This is a genomic window from Sphingomonas sp. Root710 (assembly GCF_001429065.1).
Classification (GTDB): domain Bacteria; phylum Pseudomonadota; class Alphaproteobacteria; order Sphingomonadales; family Sphingomonadaceae; genus Rhizorhabdus.
Genome location: NZ_LMIB01000012.1, coordinates 557,860 through 577,352, shown reverse-complemented (window position 1 = coordinate 577,352; position 19,493 = coordinate 557,860). Strand labels below are relative to the sequence as shown.

Annotated in this window: 21 protein-coding genes and 2 riboswitches; of the genes, 11 read left to right on the top strand and 10 right to left on the bottom strand. The window is 64.4% G+C overall.

Features of this window, described 5'->3' with window-relative positions; all coding sequences use genetic code 11:
* The first annotated feature begins 3 nt into the window (after positions 1–3).
* Positions 4–624, top strand: coding sequence for a TetR/AcrR family transcriptional regulator (locus ASE00_RS12655; RefSeq protein WP_235538653.1), 621 nt, complete (start codon positions 4–6; stop codon positions 622–624).
* Between the two features lie 35 nt (positions 625–659).
* Here ASE00_RS12655 and ASE00_RS12650 read toward each other — a convergent pair whose 3' ends face one another.
* Positions 660–1,112, bottom strand: a complete 453-nt coding sequence (locus ASE00_RS12650; RefSeq protein ID WP_056380732.1) for a MarR family winged helix-turn-helix transcriptional regulator — start codon at positions 1,110–1,112, stop codon at positions 660–662.
* Positions 1,113–1,186: 74 nt separating this feature from the next.
* On the opposite strand from ASE00_RS12650, the gene hppD reads away from it, so the two are divergent.
* From hppD to fahA, 3 genes are read left to right on the top strand one after another with little or no spacing between them, the layout of a single operon-like run.
* Complete coding sequence (hppD, locus tag ASE00_RS12645) at positions 1,187–2,287, top strand: 4-hydroxyphenylpyruvate dioxygenase (protein WP_056380730.1); 1,101 nt, start codon at positions 1,187–1,189, stop codon at positions 2,285–2,287.
* Positions 2,284–2,844, top strand: coding sequence for a VOC family protein (locus tag ASE00_RS12640; RefSeq protein ID WP_056380729.1), 561 nt, complete (start codon positions 2,284–2,286; stop codon positions 2,842–2,844). Before hppD ends, ASE00_RS12640 begins: the two co-directional genes overlap by 4 nt.
* Positions 2,831–4,108: a fumarylacetoacetase gene (gene fahA / locus ASE00_RS12635; protein ID WP_056380727.1), complete on the top strand. Its 1,278-nt coding sequence runs from the start codon at positions 2,831–2,833 to the stop codon at positions 4,106–4,108. Before ASE00_RS12640 ends, fahA begins: the two co-directional genes overlap by 14 nt.
* Before the next feature lie 5 nt (positions 4,109–4,113).
* On the opposite strand, the gene ASE00_RS12630 is transcribed toward fahA, so the two are convergent.
* The 5 genes from ASE00_RS12630 to ASE00_RS22970 form a co-directional block, all read right to left on the bottom strand.
* The gene (locus ASE00_RS12630; protein ID WP_056380725.1) at positions 4,114–4,665 is read right to left on the bottom strand and encodes a 2'-5' RNA ligase family protein; all 552 of its coding nucleotides are present in this window, start codon (positions 4,663–4,665) and stop codon (positions 4,114–4,116) included.
* Positions 4,666–4,732: 67 nt separating this feature from the next.
* On the bottom strand, positions 4,733–5,407 hold the full coding sequence (locus tag ASE00_RS23490; RefSeq protein WP_156405407.1) for a hypothetical protein: 675 nt from the start codon (positions 5,405–5,407) through the stop codon (positions 4,733–4,735).
* Positions 5,408–5,716: 309 nt separating this feature from the next.
* On the bottom strand, positions 5,717–6,688 hold the full coding sequence (locus ASE00_RS12620; RefSeq protein ID WP_056380720.1) for a DUF4272 domain-containing protein: 972 nt from the start codon (positions 6,686–6,688) through the stop codon (positions 5,717–5,719).
* Positions 6,689–6,816: 128 nt separating this feature from the next.
* Entirely contained in the window at positions 6,817–7,143 is a 327-nt protein-coding gene (locus ASE00_RS12615; RefSeq protein ID WP_056380718.1) for a type II toxin-antitoxin system PemK/MazF family toxin, read from the bottom strand.
* The gene (locus ASE00_RS22970) at positions 7,140–7,367 is read right to left on the bottom strand and encodes an antitoxin MazE family protein (RefSeq protein ID WP_082594653.1); all 228 of its coding nucleotides are present in this window, start codon (positions 7,365–7,367) and stop codon (positions 7,140–7,142) included. Before ASE00_RS22970 ends, ASE00_RS12615 begins: the two co-directional genes overlap by 4 nt.
* A 352-nt stretch (positions 7,368–7,719) precedes the next feature.
* Between ASE00_RS22970 and ASE00_RS12610 the strand changes: the two genes are divergently transcribed.
* From ASE00_RS12610 to ASE00_RS23485, 3 genes are read left to right on the top strand one after another with little or no spacing between them, the layout of a single operon-like run.
* Positions 7,720–7,977 (top strand): type II toxin-antitoxin system Phd/YefM family antitoxin, encoded by a 258-nt coding sequence (locus tag ASE00_RS12610; protein WP_056380717.1) that lies wholly within the window; start codon positions 7,720–7,722, stop codon positions 7,975–7,977.
* Positions 7,974–8,240 carry a Txe/YoeB family addiction module toxin gene (locus ASE00_RS12605; RefSeq protein ID WP_056380715.1) on the top strand — a complete coding sequence of 89 codons (267 nt, stop codon included), beginning with the start codon at positions 7,974–7,976 and terminating at the stop codon, positions 8,238–8,240. The genes ASE00_RS12610 and ASE00_RS12605 overlap by 4 nt, the downstream gene beginning before the upstream one ends.
* 55 nt (positions 8,241–8,295) lie before the next feature.
* Positions 8,296–9,114, top strand: a complete 819-nt coding sequence (locus tag ASE00_RS23485) for a hypothetical protein (RefSeq protein ID WP_156405406.1) — start codon at positions 8,296–8,298, stop codon at positions 9,112–9,114.
* A gap of 17 nt (positions 9,115–9,131) precedes the next feature.
* Here ASE00_RS23485 and thiC read toward each other — a convergent pair whose 3' ends face one another.
* Positions 9,132–10,991 carry a phosphomethylpyrimidine synthase ThiC gene (gene thiC, locus ASE00_RS12600; RefSeq protein ID WP_056380712.1) on the bottom strand — a complete coding sequence of 620 codons (1,860 nt, stop codon included), beginning with the start codon at positions 10,989–10,991 and terminating at the stop codon, positions 9,132–9,134.
* A gap of 45 nt (positions 10,992–11,036) precedes the next feature.
* A riboswitch (TPP riboswitch) is annotated at positions 11,037–11,142 on the bottom strand.
* 84 nt (positions 11,143–11,226) lie between these two features.
* Between thiC and crtY the strand changes: the two genes are divergently transcribed.
* Both crtY and ASE00_RS12590 read left to right on the top strand, forming a co-directional pair.
* Positions 11,227–12,369 (top strand): lycopene beta-cyclase CrtY, encoded by a 1,143-nt coding sequence (crtY, locus tag ASE00_RS12595; protein WP_056380710.1) that lies wholly within the window; start codon positions 11,227–11,229, stop codon positions 12,367–12,369.
* A gap of 113 nt (positions 12,370–12,482) precedes the next feature.
* A complete protein-coding gene (locus ASE00_RS12590) occupies positions 12,483–13,067 on the top strand; it encodes a TIGR00730 family Rossman fold protein (protein WP_056381641.1) in 585 nt (194 codons plus the stop codon).
* 130 nt (positions 13,068–13,197) lie between these two features.
* On the opposite strand, the gene trpD is transcribed toward ASE00_RS12590, so the two are convergent.
* Entirely contained in the window at positions 13,198–14,184 is a 987-nt protein-coding gene (trpD, locus tag ASE00_RS12585) for an anthranilate phosphoribosyltransferase (protein WP_056380708.1), read from the bottom strand.
* Between the two features lies 1 nt (position 14,185).
* Positions 14,186–14,779, bottom strand: coding sequence for an anthranilate synthase component II (locus tag ASE00_RS12580; protein WP_056380706.1), 594 nt, complete (start codon positions 14,777–14,779; stop codon positions 14,186–14,188).
* Between the two features lie 128 nt (positions 14,780–14,907).
* Between ASE00_RS12580 and ASE00_RS12575 the strand changes: the two genes are divergently transcribed.
* Both ASE00_RS12575 and ASE00_RS12570 read left to right on the top strand, forming a co-directional pair.
* Positions 14,908–16,794: a CocE/NonD family hydrolase gene (locus tag ASE00_RS12575; RefSeq protein ID WP_056380704.1), complete on the top strand. Its 1,887-nt coding sequence runs from the start codon at positions 14,908–14,910 to the stop codon at positions 16,792–16,794.
* Positions 16,795–16,847: 53 nt separating this feature from the next.
* A riboswitch (glycine riboswitch) is annotated at positions 16,848–16,937 on the top strand.
* 107 nt (positions 16,938–17,044) lie between these two features.
* On the top strand, positions 17,045–18,460 hold the full coding sequence (locus tag ASE00_RS12570) for an L-serine ammonia-lyase (RefSeq protein ID WP_056380702.1): 1,416 nt from the start codon (positions 17,045–17,047) through the stop codon (positions 18,458–18,460).
* 36 nt (positions 18,461–18,496) lie between these two features.
* Here ASE00_RS12570 and ASE00_RS12565 read toward each other — a convergent pair whose 3' ends face one another.
* Positions 18,497–19,396 carry a polysaccharide deacetylase family protein gene (locus ASE00_RS12565; RefSeq protein WP_056380700.1) on the bottom strand — a complete coding sequence of 300 codons (900 nt, stop codon included), beginning with the start codon at positions 19,394–19,396 and terminating at the stop codon, positions 18,497–18,499.
* Positions 19,397–19,493: the final 97 nt, after the last annotated feature.

Here is a 19,493-nt window from a genome sequence, read left to right as displayed (position 1 = left end):
TCTGTGACTGCTATCAAGGCTGCTCTCTGCTGTGATGGCGAAGGCCAGAAGAAGACTGCCGCGACGCGCGTGTTCGAAGCTGCGCGCGACCTTTTCTATCATCGGGGCATCCGGGCGGTCGGCGTCGATGAGATCGTCTGCAAGGCCGGTGTGACCAAGCCCAGCCTGTATCGCGCCTTCGCTTCGAAGGACGAACTGATCGCAGCCTGCCTCGAGCAGACGGCGCGCGAGAGCGGCGCGGCGCTCGACCAGGTCGTCGAAAAGGCTGGCGGCGAGCCGCGCGATCAGATTCGGGCGATCATCCGGCATTTCGCCATCAAGGTGGCATCCCCCGATTTCCGTGGCTGCGCATTGAGCAACACCGCGGTTGAAATTCCCGAGCCGGGCCATCCAGGCCGCACCGTGCTGGAAAGCTGCAAGGCCGACCTGCGTGCGCGGATCGTGACGATCACCCGGCAACTCGACGTTGGCCGCCCCGAGGAACTGGCCGACGGGCTGATGTTGGTCATCGAAGGCGGCATGGCCGCGCATCATATCTTCGGCAGCCAGGGGCCCTGCACCGCGATGATGGCGACGTGCGATGCGCTGATGGATGCGCATCTGGCCGACAAGGCAGCGGTCTAACCCAATCTGACGTTTTGCCAGAGCCCGGCTCGGCTTCAGGGCGCGCCCACATCCAGCGCCCGGGCCTCGATCGCGCGCAGCATCGTCATGAACCGGTCGAGCTCGTCGGGCGGGAAATGGTCGAAGATCCGGCTTTCGAACTCCAGCGCCTTGGGCGCGACGTCGGCATAGAGCCTTTGCCCCGCCTTTGTCAGCGCGAGCCGGCGTGAGCGGCGGTCCGCGCGGTTGGGCGCACGCGCGATCAGCCCCCGGTCGACCAGCGCGATCGCCGCGCGGCTGATCGTCACCTTGTCCATCCGCGTCACCGCGCAGATCGCCTGCTGGGTCACCCCGTCATTCTCCGCGACCACCGCAATCACCCGCCATTCGGGAATCGACAGGCCGAACAGCGCTTCATAGGCGCGCGCGATCACATCGCTCACGACGTTCGACGTCACCGACAGGCGATAGGGAATGAAATCGTCGAGGATGAGGCTCTTGGACGTCATGCGCGTTGGTAACATTTGACACGACTCGGGGCAAATCCCTATTGGTGACAATTGATACTATCTGCGAGGCCGCAATGTCCGATCAGTTCGAACCGCATGACAACCCCCTGGGCCTCGACGGCTTCGAGTTCGTCGAGTTCTCCGCGCCCGAAAAGGGCATGCTCGAGCCGGTGTTCGAGGCGATGGGCTTCGCGCCGATCGCGCGGCACCGCTCCAAGGACGTGCAGCTCTGGCGGCAGGGGGACATCAACCTGATCGCCAATTACGAGCCGCGCTCGCCGGCCGCCTATTTCGCCGCCGAACATGGCCCCTCGGCCTGCGGCATGGGCTGGCGGGTCCGTGACGCCGCCAAGGCCTATGCCGAGGCCATCGCGCGCGGCGCCGAGCCCGTCGAGGTCAAGACCGGGCCGATGGAGCTTCGCCTGCCCGCGATCCGCGGCATCGGCGGATCGATCATCTACCTGATCGACCGTTATGGTGACGAGCTCTCCATCTACGACATCGACTTTGTCTACGAACCCGGCGCGGACCGCCATCCGGAGGGCGCGGGCCTCAAGCTGATCGATCACCTGACCCACAATGTCTATGGCGGCCGCATGGCGCACTGGGCGGCATTTTACGAGCGCATCGCCGGCTTCCGCGAGATTCGCTATTTCGACATCAAGGGCGAATATACCGGGCTCACCTCCAAGGCGATGACCGCGCCCGACGGCAAGATCCGCATCCCCCTCAACGAGGAGGGCGCCGGGGGCGGCGGCCAGATCGAGGAATATTTGCGCGCCTATAATGGCGAGGGCATCCAGCACATCGCCTTTGCCTGCGACGATCTCTACGCGACCTGGGACAAGCTCAAGGCACTGGGCCAGCCTTTCGCGCCCGCACCGCCGTCGACCTATTATGAGATGATCGACGATCGCCTGCCCGGCCATGGCGAACCGGTTGCGGAGCTGCAGTCGCGGGGCCTGCTGCTCGACGGGTCGACCGACAAGGGCGACCCCCGGCTGCTGCTGCAGATCTTCGGCCAGACCGTCATCGGCCCGGTGTTCTTCGAGTTCATCCAGCGCAAGAAGGATGAAGGCTTCGGCGAGGGCAATTTCACCGCGCTGTTCAAGTCGATCGAGGCCGACCAGGTCCGCCGCGGCGTGCTGGCCGCGCAACCGGAAACGGTCGGGTGAGCGCGCATCCCATAAAGCTCGGCGGCATCCACCACGCCGCCTATCGCTGCCGCGACGCCAGGGAGACGGTGGACTGGTACGAACGCATGCTCGGCATGCGCTATGTCACCGCCTTCGCCGAGGATCATGTGCCCTCCACAGGGGCCTACGACCCCTATATGCACGTCTTCCTCGACGCCGGGAACGGCAACATCCTCGCCTTCTTCGAGCTGCCCAACCAGCCGGAGATGGGTCGCGACGCCAACACCCCCGAGTGGGTCCAGCATCTCGCCTTCAAGGTCGGCAGCCTCGACGAGTTGCTCGCCGCCAAGGCGCATCTCGAAGCGGAGGGCGTCGACGTTCTCGGCCCCACCTATCACGGCATCTTCAGGTCGATCTATTTCTTCGACCCCAACGGCCATCGCGTCGAGCTGGCCTGCGATATCGGCACCGCCGAGCAATATGATGAACTGGCCCGCGTTGCGCCGCTGATGCTCGACGAGTGGAGCCGGACGAAGAAGGCGCCCCGGCATGCCGACTGGCTGCATCAGCAGGAGGCGGGCAATGCCGGTGATTGACGAGACCCATGAGCCGGCGTTGACCAGCTGGGTGCCCGGCGCGAACGGCCATCGCGATTTCCCGATCCAGAACCTGCCCTATGGCATCTTCTCCATCAGGGGCGATACGCCGCGCCCGGCGGTGGCGATCGGCGACAAGCTGCTCGACCTGTCGGCGATCAGCGGGCTGTTGCCGGTCGAGGTGACGGGATCGACGCTCAACGCGCTGTTCGCGCTCGCGCCCGAGCGGCGGCTCGCGCTGCGCCGCAAGCTGTCCGAGTTGCTGTCGGCGGAGAACCACCGGCCCGCGCTCGCGCCATATCTCCATGACATCGCCGATGTGATGATGCACCTGCCAGCCGCGATCGGCGACTACACCGATTTCTATGCAGGCATCCACCACGCGAACAATGTCGGCAGGCAGTTCCGCCCGGACAATCCGTTGCTGCCCAACTATAAATATGTGCCGATCGGCTATCATGGCCGGGCGTCGTCGATCCGCCCATCGGGCGTGCCGCTGGTCCGGCCCAAGGGGCAGCGCAAGCCGCCCAATGCGGAGGTTCCGGTCTTCGGCCCGACGCAGCGGCTCGACTATGAGCTGGAGCTGGGCATCTGGATCGGCAGGGGCAATGAGTTGGGCGAAGCGATACCGATCGCCGAGGCGGCCGATCACATCGCCGGCTTCTGCCTGCTCAACGACTGGTCGGCGCGCGAGCTGCAAGCCTGGGAATATCAGCCGCTGGGGCCCTTCCTCGCCAAGAATTTCCATTCGACTATCTCGCCCTGGGTGATCACCACCGAGGCGATGGCCCCGTTCCGCATCGCCCAGCCGCAACGCAGCGAGGGCGATCCGCAGCCGCTGCCCTATCTGTGGGACGAAGCCGATCAGCAGGCGGGCGCGCTGGCGCTGAACCTCGAGGCTGGCCTGCTCACCGCGAAGATGCGCGACGCGGGCGCCGCGCCGTACCGGCTCAGCCATGGTCCGGCGTCGAACATGTACTGGACCGTCGCCCAGCTCGTCACCCATCACGCGTCGAACGGCTGCAATCTGCAACCGGGCGACCTGCTCGGCACCGGCACCATCTCCGCCCCCAGCGAAGACGGCTTCGGCAGCCTGCTCGAACTGTCGCGCGGCGGCCAGCAGCCGCTGACGCTGCCGACCGGCGAGCAGCGCAGCTTCCTCGAGGACGGCGACGAGGTGATCCTGACTGCGCACGCGCATGCGGACGGCTATGTCCCGATCGGTTTCGGCGAATGTCGCGCCATGGTGCTGCCCGCGCCTTAGCGGTGTTATGCGCCGAGCGCCCAGCGCCCGAGCGGAACATGCTCGGTCAGGCCGACGAGGCTATGGACCAGCACGAACTCCTCGGCGCGCCAGCTGATCGGCAGGACCTCGCGGCGGAAACCCTCGTCCATGCCATAGGCGAGCGTGACATGCGGTTCGAAGCGGAAGCCGCGATTGGGCCAGATGCGGGCGTCGGCGATGGCGAGCTGGAGCTTCTGCTGGAAGGCCTTCAGCACCGGCATCGGCTCGCCGGGCTTCAGGCAGGCGACCTGCCCATTGCCGACCGCCTCGCGCAGCACCAGCCGCAGCGCGGGCGCGCTGACCTTGGCCGCCGCCGCGCAGAGATCGTCGATGATCCCCGGCGTCGGCGTCATCGGCAGGTCGAGCGCCCACAGCGTCATGTGCAGCCGGTGATCGAGTACATGGCTCTTCGCCACCCCCAGCCCACCGCGCACTCGCGCGATCTCCTCCACCGCCTCCGCGCTCGGCATCAGCGCGAAGAACAGGCGGTGGAGGACAAGCTCGTCACTATCGTCAAAGGGCCGGCGCAACGTCATGGCGTTTCTCCTTTGTTCCGATCCCTACACGATTCGCGATCAGAACAAAAGAGGAACTTTTTATTTCTTAGCGCTGTTTTGGTTGGGGCGCCTGAACGGCACGCGTATTATTCTCGTGGATATCGGCTGCGGCGGCACCGGCTGATGCGATAGTTGCCTTATGGAAAGCGTTGGTGCCGTGCCATAGTTGGAGCGCTGGATCGGTGTAACGATTGCCGAAACCGTGATGCACGCCATCGTGCAGATGCTCGGGTAAGATCTTCATGTTCAAGGGATGGTTCCTAAGCAGCCCCTCGGCATCGCGGCTCGCTTGCGGGATCGGCCCCCATCCTTTCATCGGTATCGTATGATGGACCTCATAGCCCGGTAGAACGGCTTCCGTTTTTCGTATGCGATTGGTTTGGGTTTTGGCCCTGGCGAGTAGAGGCGTTGTCTTGCGCCGCATGTCATTCACTCTTTTGACCATGCTAAGCGCCTTCGCGTAGGGTAAAACAGTCGCAGCCTCGACTGCCGCGACAGCGCTGTTGAAGGCTCCTCTGGCGTAATTGCCTTCATGGAAATCATCCACGGCATCGAGCGTCGATCCGGCAATGGGTAAGTAATTGGATAGGTTTCGAGTAAAATCCCGAAACTTTCCGGCGTACCTGTCGACTTCGCGACCATAATCACTGGTAACTGAGGCATAGGGGTTCGGCCCGTCGAGATCCGCGACAGGCCACGGCCGCCGGGGAGGCGTGGTCATTTTTAATCTCCAATTTGGAATGGGCGCGACCGTTCGGCGCACGCATGATGCTGCCAGAAGACGGCTCAGCTTTTCGAAACAACTCGCGCCGGACCGCGCCCCGACTTGTCCGCTAAAACGGATGACTCGCGCGATATCTACAGCACGGTCACGCTGGCATAAAAGCAGTCACATGTCAAGAACAAAATGAGAACATTGTCTGCGAGACCTTACGATTATCGGACTCTCATACGGCCCAACCCCGGAAAAACAGGTCGGTTAGACAAGCACTATTTCGACAGCCTCTGATGAAGGAAAGCAACGTGGCCGCTATTCCCAGCCCATTTGTGGAGTCACGATCCATTGCAGGGCGACACAGCGTCGAAAGGCTGCCTCATGGGCATCCTCGCCAGCGGCCTGGGCTTCTGGGAGACGCTGCCAATAGCTCTCCGCCATCGCCGCGATTTCCTGCATAGGTCTCAACTCCGCCGCCGTCATGAAGTCGCGCACGCTGATCGCCGCAGTCGGCGGGACGATCTCCATCACCGGCGCAATGTCGTCGACGAACTGGCCGAACTCCGGCATGTCCCTTTTACCGAGAGCCCAGACGAGGGCTGCCAATGCTTCAATGTTCCAGCCTGCTCTTGCCCGCTGCTCGTCCGATGGCCGGAGCGTTCCGAACAGATCGACTTCGTCCGGGGACATGGCGCTGATCAGGTCGTGCTGGTCAAGCCAGCCGAGGACATTCAGGCTGCCCACCTTGTGGGACACCCGCACTGCGGCAAACAGGACCATCGCTCTGCGCGCAACGTCGATCGACGTGGCGGTCTTCACATCCACAGCGCCCTGAAGGATGCGACGGTTCGCTGTCCGCAGCATGACGGACATGCAGGCATCGCTCAGCTCTTCCATGGTTGCAGCCGCGCCGATGCGCGCCAGAACCCGGTCGTCCCCATCGAACAAGGTTGCGACGTGCGCCGCCCCGCGGTCGCGGCAGGCCTCGAAGCTCAGCGGCGCCATTTCTTCCAGGTCGATATCCAGCCGGACAGGCGAGACGGCCGGACGCCAGAATTGCCACCAGCTCCGCTCAGGCTCCGTGTGGCTGCGGCGTACGCCTGCAACGCGCCAGCGTCGCCCGGCACCGTCCACGATCTCAGATCGGACGTGCGCTGCCCGGCTCTCCAACTCCGCAATTATCCCGGTCAGGCTTCCGACGCTGTCGAAGCTGATGATGCCGCCATCTTCCAGAAAGCCGATTCCCGGGTAATCGATCCCCGCCTTATCCGCGCTGATGGTCGTCACGGCGACTCGCTCCCTTATTCGAACATATAGAGAACATATTACCGACGAAACAAAGATCCACTAAAAAATAACGGTGGCGGTTGCAGGCGCTGTGAATGGCGAAACGCCGATGTAGCTGCCTGACCGGCTCAGCCGGCCATCCCCAGGAAGACCAGCAAGGCGCGTTCCACCCGGCCCATATCGTCGTCGGACAATCGGCCGACCACGCTGTCCGTCTTTTCACGACGAACCGTGACGATGACATCGACCATTACATCCGAAACGCGCGCCAGCCCATTGGTTCCGCTCGGTTCGATGCGGGGCCTTATCGTCTCGTCGTCCGTGATGCTGCTGGTGAGCAGGGCGAGAAGGACGGCGCCCGTGGGATAATCGTCGCTTTGCAGGACCAGCGCAGGACGGGGCTTGCCGCCGAAGCCACCGCCCGCCGCGACCGTGACGATATCACCGCGTTTCAATCGTCCTGCTCGGGCCAATATTGGGCCGCTTCGACGAAGGCCATATCGTCGTCCCGCTCAATCTGGGCCGACATCGCGGCGGAGTCGCGGCGCGCCTGTTCCTTGAATGCAGCCGTCCGCACATCCGGGAGCCAGAACTGCTTCAGTCGATACCCCTTCTCCCGCATCGCCGCGCGATGGCGTGCTACACGGGTCTTGCTATCGGCGGGGTGTGGGCGGTTCATGGGCGACTCCGTTACATGTAACGTAGCGATGGGCCGGAAAAATGCAAGGGCGGACGGCCGACTTGGCACCGCCCGTCATGCCCCTCGCGTCCGGCATGTTTTGCGAATGGTTCTTAGCAAGTCCGGGTGCATGGGGTCGTTTGCTCGTTTTTCGCTTTTTTTTTTTCGGAAGCCCTGCTCCCGATTTTTCTCGGCTTGCGGGCGGGCAAATGTTTCGGTCCGGTCATGAGAAAGAGCGGGATGCGCAGGCACCGGTAAAAACGGCAGCAAATGCATCCCTACATTGCAAGTCTGGACATGAGCCGTCAGTGAGCCTCATTGATTTATGTACAAAAAAACGTACATTACTCCCATGGACTCACTCAGCTTCTCGGACACCCGCGCCAACCTCAAGGCGGTGATGGACAAGGTCGTCGCCGACCGCGCGCCGGTCGCGATCACCCGGGCGCGCGGGCAGGAGGGGGTGGTGATCGTCTCCGCCAGCGAATGGGCATCGATCGAAGAGACGCTCTACCTGCTGCGCTCGCCCGCCAATGCCGCACGTCTGCTGGACGCGATCAGGGGATTGGAAGCCGGCGAGGGCGAAGAGCATGATCTGATCGAGCCGTGAAGCTCGTCTTCTGGCCTACGGCCTGGGCCGATTATCTCCACTGGCAGGCCGAAGACCCCAAGCTCCTCGCCCGGCTTAACGACCTGATCAAGGAATGCCGCCGCGATCCCTTTCGCGGCACCGGCAAGCCCGAGCCGTTAGGCGGAAACCTAAGCGGCTGGTGGTCCCGCCGGATCAACAGCGAGCATCGGCTGGTTTATCGGGTAAGCGGGAAGGGCGAGGCGCAGGCGCTGGAGATCGCGCAGTGCCGGTATCATTATTGAGTCCAAAAGGGGTAGTTGATTTATCACTGACTGCCTACCGGCGTGGGAGAGGCGAATGTCGAAATGGCGCAGGCGTTCAGGCCAGTACATCGTAAAAACACAGAAGATGACAGACGGTCAAGTGTTTCGTCTTTTAGTAGGTCAACGCCTCTATCTCTCAGAAGAATTGGACGAAAGAATATACCAATCTTTTCAATCAGTTCAGAGTTCTTCCAGGACTGCGGGAGTATGGCTTATAGGAGCAATATCCTTAAGCATTCTGTCACATTTTGACATGCTTAAAAGCTTCAATGCGGGTGGAATAGACGTATCTTCAGCAATATTTAGCCACACCGCTTTGGTCGCATTGAGTGTAACGACGGCGGCTTTTTGTGTATCCTATTGCAAGCAGACATTTATCCAGAACTGGTTTCTAGCAAAATTTAAGCAAGCCGACCCATCTGAGAAAATAGAGGTACTTCTTAAATTTCCGGATGCATTTTGGAATTTTCACTTTTTGCCAGGAATCATCGGGAATTCTAGATTTATTACCTGGACCCCTAAACGATCCTATGGACAGATAGCCTATTTAATATTTTTCGTAATTTTTCTAATTTTGGCAGTGGCAGGTTGTTGGATTCTGTGGCTCACCATGGCCCGAGATGTATGGGGTTCTTCCGCGACACCTCTATCAGCAAATATTTTCACAATTATTTTGTCGGCCGCCATCGCCCTACTAGGCTGGATGTCGCCTTTTTATTATGATTTCCCAAAAAACCGTCTGCATTTTGGCCTTGCTAATCTAATAACAGGATTGGATGAGCCAAGAGCCAGATTGGCTCATCTCAAAGTACATCGAGCAGCTTCTCGAATGGGCCTAGTCAAGCCTGACTAAGCGGAGATAGATCGCCCTCACTCCGCCGCCGGCAGATAAATCTCCCCGCCCTTCTCCTTGAACACATCGCTCATCGCGCGCATCCCGGCCTCGGCCTCACCCGCCGCGATGAAGGTTTCGACCGGGGCGTTCTGGGTCGCGGCGAAGTCGCGAACTTCTTGGGTGATCTTCATCGAGCAGAATTTCGGGCCACACATAGAGCAGAAATGAGCCGTTTTGGCGCCCTCGGCCGGGAGCGTCTGGTCGTGGTACTGCTCGGCCGTGTCGGGGTCGAGCGACAGGTTGAACTGGTCGCGCCAGCGGAATTCGAAGCGGGCGCGGCTCAGCGCGTCGTCGCGCAGCTTGGCGGCGGGGTGGCCCTTGGCGAGGTCGGCGGCGTGGGCGGCGAGCTTGTAGGTGACGACGCCGACTTTCACGTCGTCGCGGTCGGGCAGGCCGAGATGCTCCTTGGGCGTGACGTAGCAGAGCATCGCGGTGCCGAACCAGCCGATCATCGCCGCGCCGATCGCGCTGGTGATATGGTCGTAGCCCGGCGCGATGTCGGTGGTCAGCGGCCCGAGCGTGTAGAAGGGGGCTTCGCCGCACGCCTCGAGCTGCTTGTCCATGTTCGCCTTGATCTTGTGCATCGGCACATGGCCGGGACCTTCGATCATCACCTGCACGTCATGCTTCCAGGCGATCTGGGTCAGCTCACCCAGCGTTTTGAGTTCGCTGAACTGCGCTTCGTCATTGGCGTCGGCGATCGATCCGGGGCGCAGGCCGTCGCCCAGCGAGAAGGCGACGTCATAGGCCTTCATGATCTCGCAGATTTCCTCGAAGCGCTCGTAGAGGAAGCTCTCCTTGTGGTGCGCGAGGCACCATTTCGCCATGATCGAACCGCCGCGGCTGACGATGCCGGTGACGCGCTTCGCGGTCATCGGGATGAAGGGCAGGCGGACGCCGGCGTGGATGGTGAAATAGTCGACGCCCTGCTCGGCCTGCTCGATCAGCGTGTCGCGGAAGATTTCCCATGTCAGGTCCTCGGCGATGCCGTTCACCTTTTCCAGCGCCTGATAGATCGGCACGGTGCCGATCGGGACAGGGCTGTTGCGCAGGATCCATTCGCGGGTGTCGTGGATGTTGCGGCCGGTCGACAGGTCCATGACAGTGTCGGCGCCCCAGCGGATCGACCAGACCATCTTGTCGACCTCGGCGGCGACGTCGGAGGCGACCGCCGAATTGCCGATATTGGCGTTGATCTTGACCAGGAAGTTGCGGCCGATCGCCATCGGTTCGGATTCGGGGTGGTTGATGTTGCTGGGGATGATCGCGCGGCCGCGGGCGACCTCGTCGCGCACGAATTCGGGCGTCACATAGTCGGGAATCGACGCGCCGAAATCCTCGCCGTCGCGCAGCAGCTTCTCCTTGAGCGCGGCGCGGCCGACATTCTCGCGGATCGCGACATATTCCATTTCGGGCGTGATGATGCCGCGCCGGGCATAGTGCATCTGGGAGACGTTCTGGCCCGCCTTGGCGCGGAGCGGGCGCTTGACGACATTGGGGAAGGGGGTAACGCCGCCGCTGCGGTCCGGGCCCTTCAGGCCGTTATCCTCGGGCTTGATCGCGCGGCCCTCATATTCCTCGACATCGCCGCGGCTGACGATCCAGTCGCGGCGCAGCGCGGGCAGGCCCGCCATGATATCGATCTGCGCATTGTCGTCCGTATAAGGGCCGGAGCAGTCATAGACGCGCACGGGCGGTTCGTTCGCCGACGGCTCCAGCGCGATCTCGCGCATTGCCACGCGGACGCCCTGGGGGCCCTCGACATGGATCTTGCGCGATCCCCGGATCGGGCCGGTGGTCACCTTCATTTCGGTGCGTGCAGGAATATCGGCCATGACAAGTCGCTCCATTGGGACTCGCATCGTCGAAAGAGGAGAGGCCGCATGCGGCGATTCCCTTCCTACGCCGGTGCGAGCCGGATCAGGTTCAGCGGGTCGTGGGCATTTCAGCACCACCTCTCAGCCTGAGGCTCCCCGGGGATGTCAACAATCGTAACGGAAGACCGGCTTGTGCGAAAGCCCGTTCTGCACGGCTGGGCAGAGCGCATGCCGTCGCCTATATGTCCGCGTAATGACCGGCGTGGCGTGCGATCTCGCGATTATAGGCGGCGGCCTGTCCGGCGGTCTCATCGCCATGGCCGCGCGCCGTGCCCAGCCCGACAAGCGGATATTGCTGATCGAGGCGGCGCCGGCGCTGGGCGGCAATCACCTCTGGTCGTTCATCGACAGCGATGTGGGCGCGGCGGAGAAGGACCTGCTGCGGCCGCTGGTCAATTATGGCTGGCGCGAATTCTCGGTGGTCTTCCCGCGCTACAAGCGCGCGCTGCCCCAGCCTTTCTATTCGATCCGCTCCGACCGGTTCGACGCGGCGCTGCGCGAGGCGATGCCCGCCGAGAGCATATTGACCGGGCGTCGCGCCGCCGGGGTGAGCGCCGACGGCGTCGTGCTGGAGGACGGCACGATGATCGCGGCGCATGGCGTGGTCGACGCGCGGGGGCCGGGCGACCTGTCGCTGCTCGACCTGCACTGGCGCAAATTCGTCGGCTATGAGCTGACGCTGGACGGGCCGCACAGCGTTCGCCGCGCCACGCTGATCGACGCCGCTGCCGATCCGGCCGAGGGCTTCCAGTACATGACGATGCTGCCGATCGAGAGCGACCGGCTGTTCATCGAGGACGTCCGGTACGAGGCGCATCCCGAGCTCGACATGACCGACCATGGCAACCGCATCGTCAACCATGCGGCGCGCTTCGGCTGGCGCATCCGCAGTTCGGCGCGCGGGCAGGCGGGAATCGTGCCGGTCGCGGTCGGCGGCGACTTCGAGGATTATTGGCGGTCGGGCGGCGAGGGGGTGGCCAAGGTCGGCCTGCGCGCCGGGCTGTTCCACCCGGTCAGCGGCAACACGCTGGGCGACGCGGCGCGCACCGCGCTGATGATCGCCCAGGCGAAGGACTGGTCGGGCACGGCGCTGCACAAGATGCTCCACGCCCATGCCGCGAAGGCCTGGGCGAAGCGTGATTATTACAGGCGCTTCGCCAAGCGGATGCTGCGCGAGACGCCGGTGCCGGAGAGCTACAAATTCCTCGAGGCGCTCTACACGATGGACACCGACCTGATCGCGCGCTTCCACGGCATGACGCTGGGCTTCACCGACCGGCTGGCGCTGAGCCTGGGCGATGGCCCGATGCCGTTGAGCGCGGCGATGAAGACATAGGCTTTCCTTCTCGTCATCCCGGACTTGATCCGGGATCCAGCTTCTTTTTTATGGCCGGGAAGAAGATAAGCGGGATCCCGGATCAAGTCCGGGATGACGGGAAAAGGGAATCGATGATCAAGCGTCTCTGCGTCTTCTGCGGCTCCAGTCCCGGCTTCGATCCCGCCCATGCCGAGGCCGCCCGCGCGCTCGGTACGGCGCTCGCGGCGGCGGGGATCGATCTGGTCTATGGCGGCGGGCGGGTCGGGCTGATGGGGATCGTCGCCGACTCGGCGATGGCGGCGGGGGCGAAGGCCTATGGGGTGATCCCGCATGCGCTGGCGCGCCTGGAGGTCGAGCATAAGGGGCTGACCGAGCTTCACCTTGTCGATTCGATGCACCAGCGCAAGGCGATGATGGCGGACATGTCCGACGGCTTCATCGCGCTGTCGGGCGGGATCGGCACCTTTGAGGAGCTGTTCGAGATCTGGACCTGGGGCCAGTTGGGCGACCATGCCAAGCCGGTCGCGCTGCTCAACATCGCGGGTTTCTACGACAAGCTGACGAGCTTCATCGACGATGTCGTGGAAGCGGGCTTCCTGCGCGACGCGCACCGGGCGATGCTGATGGTGGAGAGCGATCCGGCGGCGCTGGTGGCGCGGATGCAGGCTTACACGCCGCCTGCGGTCGAGAAGTGGATAGGGCGGGAGGAGCGGTAATCGCTCCGCCTACTGTGTCGTCATTCCCGCGAAAGCGGGAATCTACGGTCACGGAGCGCTTTCGACTGGGCTGGACGCCGTCCATGGATTCCCGCTTTCGCGGGAATGACGGTGTGGGTTTGAAGCGAGTTTAAAAAGCGATCCATTTCGCCAGCAGCGCCTTGGCCGCGCCGCTGTCGATGCTCTCGGCCGCGAGCGCCACGCCCGCCGCCCAGCCGTCCGCCTTGCCCGCGACGATCAGCGCGGCGGCGGCGTTGAGGAGGACCGCGTCGCGATAGGCCCCGGCCTCGCCGTCGAGCAGGCGGGCGAGGGCGGCGGCGTTATAGGCGGGATCGCCGCCGCGGATTGCGTCGAGCGGGTGGCGCTCCAGCCCCGCGAGGCCGGGTTCGAAGCGTTCGGGGCCGAAGCCGATGCCGCCGAGGCGGAAAATACTGCTGGGCCCGCCGATCGACAGTTCGTCGAGCGGTTCGTCGCCCGCGACCAGCATCATCGCGTCGCAGCCGATCCGCTCGATCGCGCCGGCATAGACGGGGATGAAGTCGGGCCGGGCGACGCCGATCAGCTGGCGGGTGACGCCGGCCGGATTGCAGATCGGCCCGAGCAGGTTGAAGATCGTGCGCCGCGCGATGCGCTTGCGGATGGGGCCGAGCGGCTTGAGCGCGGGGTGGTGCTTCTGCGCGAAGAGGAAGCACAGGCCGATCTCGGCGAGCGACCCCTCGGCCCGCTCGGACGCGCGGTCGAGATCGAGGCCGAGCGCCTCCAATGTGTCGGCGGCACCCGCCTTCGACGATGCCGCGCGGTTGCCATGCTTGGCGACCGGCACCCCCGCCCCAGCGACGACGATCGCGACCGCGGTGGAGACATTCAGGCTGTGCGCGCCGTCGCCGCCGGTGCCGCACACGTCGATCGTGCCGGGCGGAGCGGCGATGGTCACCATGCGCTCGCGCATCGCCAGCGCCGCGCCTGCGATCTCGGGGCTGGTCTCGTCGCGTTCGGCCATGCCGGTCAGGAAGGCGAACAGATCTTCCTCGTCATAAGCGCCATCGAATACGCCCGAGAAAATCTCGTAGGCGGTCTGCTGATCGAGCGGGAAGAGCGGATCCGGCAGTGTGCCCAAGTCAGGCGCGCTCCTTCACCTTCATCCCGGCCGCGCGCATGAAATTGGCGAGCATCGCATGGCCATGTTCGGTGGCGATGCTTTCCGGATGGAACTGAACGCCGTGGATCGGCAGGGTCGCGTGGCGCACGCCCATCACCTGCCCATCGGGGGTGCGCGCGTTGATCACCAGATCGGCGGGCATCCCCTCCTCGGGCACGATCAGCGAGTGATAGCGGGTCGCGGTGAAGGGCGAGGGCAGGCCTTCGTAGAGGCCGCTATTGTCATGGAGGATCGGGCTGGTCTTGCCGTGCATCAGCTGCGGCGCGCGGATCACCTGGCCGCCGAAATATTGGCCGATCGACTGATGGCCGAGGCAGACCCCAAGCAGCGGCCGCTTCTCCGCCGCGCAGGCGCCGACCAGTTCGAGCGAGATGCCCGCTTCGTTGGGGGTGCAGGGGCCCGGCGAGATCAGGAAGGCTTCGGCCCCGCTCGACATTGCCTGGCCGACGCCGATCGCGTCGTTGCGCACGACTTCGACTTCGGCCCCGAGCTCCATCAGATAATGGACCAGGTTCCAGGTGAAGCTGTCATAATTGTCGATGACGAGGATCATGGAATGCGCCTGTAGCGGGCGCGGCCCTCCGGGGGAAGAGGATGGCCCGATGCCGCGCGTCTTTCCCGCTTCCGCCCGCCGCGAGATCGGCATAGGGTCGCGACATAAAATTACGTGGAGACCTCCCCATGATCAGCCGGCGCTTCCTTGCCGCCGCGGCGCTTGCCGCGCTCGCCACCACCGCCTTCGCCCAGACCATGACCGCACCGATGACGCCCGATATCCCGGCGGCGTTCGACGCCACCCGGCCCGAGGCGGACTATATCCGCCGCGAGGTGATGATCCCGATGCGCGACGGCAAGAAGATGTTCGCCGTCATCGTGATGCGCAAGGGCACGCAGGACGCGCCGATCCTGCTGACGCGCACCCCCTACAATGCCGGCAAGGCGACGAGCCGCAATCCGAGCCAGAAGATCGAGGAGATATTGCCCGTCTCCGACGCCGAATTCGTCAATGACGGCTATATCCGCGTCTATGAGGATGTGCGCGGGCGCAACCGGTCCGAGGGCGATTATGTGATGGTCCGCCCGCTGCGCGGTCCGCTCAACGACACACCGGTCGATCATGCGACCGATGCCTATGATACGATCGACTGGCTGGTGAAGAACGTGCCGGAGAGCAACGGCCGCGTCGCGGTGACGGGATCCTCCTATGGCGGCTTCACCACGCTGATGGCGACGGTCGATCCGCATCCCGCGCTGAAGGCGGTGGTGCCGATGAGCCCGATGGCCGATGGCTGGATCGGCGACGACTGGTTCCACAACGGCGCCTTCCGCCAGGCTTCCTACGACTATCTCACCGGGCAGATGGCATCGAAGGACGATGGCGGCCCGGTGTCGTCGGGCACCGGCGACCAATATGCGCTGTGGCTGAAGGCCGGATCGGCGGGCGATTATGTGAAGGCCTATGGGCTCGACGCCTTTCCCGTCGCGCGCAAGCTGCAGGAGCATCCGGCCTATGACGATTACTGGAAGGGTCAGGCGGTCGACAAGGCGCTCGCCGCGCGGCCCTTCACCGTGCCGATGATGCTGGTCGTCGGGCAGTGGGACCAGGAGGACAGCTATGGCGCGCCCGCGGTCTATCGCGCGCTGAAACCCAAGGATCCCGACGGGCGGCTCCATCTGGTGATCGGGCCGTGGCGGCACAGCGGGGTCAATTATGACGGCACCACGCTGGGGCCGCTGCGCTTCACCGGGGACACCGCGCTGCAATTCCGCCGCGACGTGATGAAGCCCTTCCTCGACCAATATGTGAAGACGAACGCGCCGCGCGCGGTGACCCCGCCGGTGCTGACCTATGACAGCGGCGCGAAACGCTGGCAGCCGACCGCCGCGATCTTCGATACGAAGCTGACCCCGCTCTACCTGCAGACCGGGGCTTCGCTCGGCTGGGACAAGGCGGCGAAGGGCGGGCATGACGACTATGTGTCCGATCCGGCGAAGCCGGTGCCCTTCGTGGCGCGACCGGTCCATTGGGATCAGGCCGATGTGTGGAAGCCCTGGCTCGTCTCCGATCAGCGCCATGCCGATGGCCGGCCTGACGTTCTGACCTATGTCACCCCGCCGCTGACCAAGGCGGTGCATATCCTGGGCCAGCCGATGGTCGACCTCCACGCCGCGACGAGCGGCACCGACAGCGACTGGGTGGTCAAGCTGATCGACGTCTATCCGGAAGAGCTGACCAGCGATCCCAAGCTCGCCGGCTATCAGCTCGGCATCGGCATGGAGATCTTCCGCGGCCGCTATGTCGACGGGTTCGACAAGCCCCGCCCGCTCAAGCCAGGCAAGGTGGAGAATTACCGCTTCCTGCTCCCCGCGGTGAACCACAGCTTCATGCCCGGCCACCGCATCATGGTGCAGATCCAGTCGAGCTGGTTCCCGCTCTATGACCGCAATCCGCAAAGCTATGTGAAGAACATCTTCTTCGCCAAGCCCGGCGATTATCGCAAGGCGACGCAGAGCATATTCACCGGCGGCGCGGCGGCGAGCGCGGTGCTGTTGCCGATCGTCGACTGACGCCGTTGCTTTCCGGCACGCGGCCTCTATCCTGGCCGCGTCCGCCGGTGGCGGGCCCCGCGCAGGGAGAGACCGGCCAGGAGCCGGCGCCGAAGGAGCAACCGCCCCGGAAACTCTCAGGCACAAAGGACCGGCGCGGGACGACACTCTGGAAAGTGACGCCGCAGGGCGTCCGCCGACGGGATAGCGATCTCAGGCGCAAGCGACAGAGGGGGCACGAAACCGGCGGTGACGCCGATGTGGAGTGCCGATGCCGACCGAAGCGAACCAGGACAACCGCCCCCGCGAACGATCGCGGATCGACAGCAGCGTCGCGATCAGCGTTGCCGATCTCTTCACGATCGGCATCGGGCCGTCGAGTTCGCACACGGTTGGGCCGATGCGCGCGGCCTTCGCCTTCATCGAGGAGGTGGCCAAGGCGACGCAGCCGGTGACGGCGATCCGGGTCGAGCTGTTCGGCAGCCTCGCGCTCACCGGCCATGGCCACGCCACCGACCGGGCGATCCTGCTCGGCCTGTCGGGCGAGACGCCCGAAGCGGTCGACCCCGCCGCGATTCCCGGCATCGTAGACGCGATCCGTGCAGAGAAGCGCATCGCGACCATCCTGGGCCCGGTGCCGTTCGACGAGGAACGCGACCTGATCTTCCGCAAGGGCGAGTTCCTTGAAGGTCATTCGAACGCGATCCGCTTTGCCGCGACGCTTGCAAACGGCGCGACGGTGGAGCGCGAATATCACTCGGTCGGCGGCGGCGCGATCGTCGCGGTCGGCGAGACGCTGGCGCTGCGCAGCCACAATATCGTCCAGCGGCACCCCTTCGCTTCGGCGGCGGAGATGCTGGCGGCGGGCGAGGAGACCGGCTTGTCGATCGCGGCGATCGTCGCGCGCAACGAGGAAGCTTGGCGGCCCCGCGCCGAAACCGACGCGCTGCTCGACCGGATCGCCGAGGCGATGAACGGCTCGATCGAGCGCGGCATGCGCGAGGAGGGGCTGCTGCCCGGCGGGCTCAAGGTGAAGCGGCGCGCGAAGGCGATCCATGCCCGGCTGCGCGCGCAGCCCGCCGACCAGCAATATGCCCGGGTGTTCGAATGGGTCAGCCTTTTCGCGCTGGCGGTGAACGAGGAGAATGCGGCCGGCGGGCGCGTCGTCACCGCGCCGACCAATGGCGCGGCGGGGGTGATCCCGGCGGTGATCCGCTATTATCGCGACTTCATTCCCGGCGCGGATGCCGAAGGGGTGCGGTGCTTCCTGCTCACCGCTTCGGCGATCGGCTTCCTCTACAAGAAGCGCGCGTCGATCTCGGCGGCGGAAATGGGCTGCCAGGGCGAGGTCGGCGTCGCCTGCTCGATGGCGGCGGCGGGCCTCGCGGCGGTGCTGGGCGGGACCAACGCCCAGATCGAGAATGCCGCCGAGATCGGCATGGAGCATAATCTCGGGCTCACCTGCGATCCGATCGGCGGGCTCGTCCAGATCCCCTGCATCGAACGCAATACGATGGGCGCGGTCAAGGCGATCAACGCCGCCTATCTCGCGCTGCAGGGCGACGGCCGCCATGTCGTCAGCCTCGACGCGGTGATCGAGACGATGCGCCAGACCGGCGAGGACATGCAGAGCCGCTACAAGGAGACGAGTCTCGGCGGGCTCGCGGTTAATGTCGTGGAGTGTTGAGGAGGTAAGTTCCTCCCCGTGCCGGGGAGGAATAGGCTAGTCAGCCACCTCCATCGAGCATGTCGCCCGGAAATGGGCGTTGATGTCGTCGCAGGTCGCGAGCCACACGCCGTCGTGGCCGGTGATATGCTCGAAGGCGCGGCGCAGGTGGCGGATGCGGAAGGCGTGGCCCGAGATGAAGGGGTGAAGCGACACGGGCATCACCCGGGGGATCGTCGCCCCCTCCTCGTACATCTCGTCGAACTGGTCGATCAGCATGTCGGCGAAGTCGCGTGCGGTGAGGCCCTTGCCGAGCACGCCGGGGACGTCGTTGCATTCGAGCGCATAGGGCATCGACAGCAGGTCGCCCTTCGTAACCCGCATCGGGAAGGGTTGGTCGTCACAGGCATAGTCGCTGATGAACTGGATTCCGGCCTCTGCGAGGATGTCGGGCGTCGTCGCGGTCTCGGCGAGGTGCGATCCCATCCAGCCGCGGGGGCGACGGCCGGTCGCCTGGGCTATCGTGTCGATCGTTTCGGTGACGATCGCGCGGACCTGATCGTCGCTCATGCTGGTCAGGATGTCGGCGGAGGTGCGGCCCTGCGCGTTCCAGTCCCACTTCAGCGCCTCGCCTGCCTTGATCAGCTCGGGATATTCGCGGCAGACGTCGGAGTGGAGGTTGACGCTGGCGCGGATGCCGAAGCCCGACAGCAGCTCCATCATCCGCCAGATGCCGACCCGGTTGCCATAGTCGCGCCAGCCATAGTTGAGGATGTCGGGCACCATATGCTGGGTGCCGGGATAGATGGCATGGGCGGGGAAGGGGACGTCGATCGGGAAATGCTCGATGTTGAGATAGACGAGCAGCGCCACCCGCGCGCCGCTGGGCAGCGCGAAGCGGCGGCCGCGCGTGATAGGCCAATAGGGATAGCGCGGCGTCTGGGTGAGCGCGGTCATGACGATCCTCTCCTTATAAGTGCATCCACTTTACCGATTTGGCGCGCCGGGTCCAGAGGCGACGGGAACGCTTTGGTCCGTCGCGCCTTTTTACACG

Bases quoted from the DNA above. Each gene is read 5' to 3' on its own strand.
- ASE00_RS12575 (WP_056380704.1), top strand. From the start codon at position 14,908: ATGATCAGCCGGCGCTTCCTTGCCGCCGCGGCGCTTGCCGCGCTCGCC.
- fahA (WP_056380727.1), top strand. From the start codon at position 2,831: ATGCCGGTGATTGACGAGACCCATGAGCCGGCGTTGACCAGCTGGGTG.
- thiC (WP_056380712.1), bottom strand. From the start codon at position 10,991: ATGGCCGATATTCCTGCACGCACCGAAATGAAGGTGACCACCGGCCCG.
- ASE00_RS12565 (WP_056380700.1), bottom strand. From the start codon at position 19,396: ATGACCGCGCTCACCCAGACGCCGCGCTATCCCTATTGGCCTATCACG.
- ASE00_RS22970 (WP_082594653.1), bottom strand. From the start codon at position 7,367: ATGAACCGCCCACACCCCGCCGATAGCAAGACCCGTGTAGCACGCCAT.
- hppD (WP_056380730.1), top strand. From the start codon at position 1,187: ATGTCCGATCAGTTCGAACCGCATGACAACCCCCTGGGCCTCGACGGC.
- ASE00_RS12590 (WP_056381641.1), top strand. From the start codon at position 12,483: ATGATCAAGCGTCTCTGCGTCTTCTGCGGCTCCAGTCCCGGCTTCGAT.
- crtY (WP_056380710.1), top strand. From the start codon at position 11,227: ATGACCGGCGTGGCGTGCGATCTCGCGATTATAGGCGGCGGCCTGTCC.
- ASE00_RS23485 (WP_156405406.1), top strand. From the start codon at position 8,296: ATGTCGAAATGGCGCAGGCGTTCAGGCCAGTACATCGTAAAAACACAG.
- ASE00_RS12650 (WP_056380732.1), bottom strand. From the start codon at position 1,112: ATGACGTCCAAGAGCCTCATCCTCGACGATTTCATTCCCTATCGCCTG.
- ASE00_RS23490 (WP_156405407.1), bottom strand. From the start codon at position 5,407: ATGACCACGCCTCCCCGGCGGCCGTGGCCTGTCGCGGATCTCGACGGG.
- ASE00_RS12580 (WP_056380706.1), bottom strand. From the start codon at position 14,779: ATGATCCTCGTCATCGACAATTATGACAGCTTCACCTGGAACCTGGTC.
- ASE00_RS12610 (WP_056380717.1), top strand. From the start codon at position 7,720: ATGGACTCACTCAGCTTCTCGGACACCCGCGCCAACCTCAAGGCGGTG.
- ASE00_RS12630 (WP_056380725.1), bottom strand. From the start codon at position 4,665: ATGACGTTGCGCCGGCCCTTTGACGATAGTGACGAGCTTGTCCTCCAC.
- ASE00_RS12570 (WP_056380702.1), top strand. From the start codon at position 17,045: ATGCCGACCGAAGCGAACCAGGACAACCGCCCCCGCGAACGATCGCGG.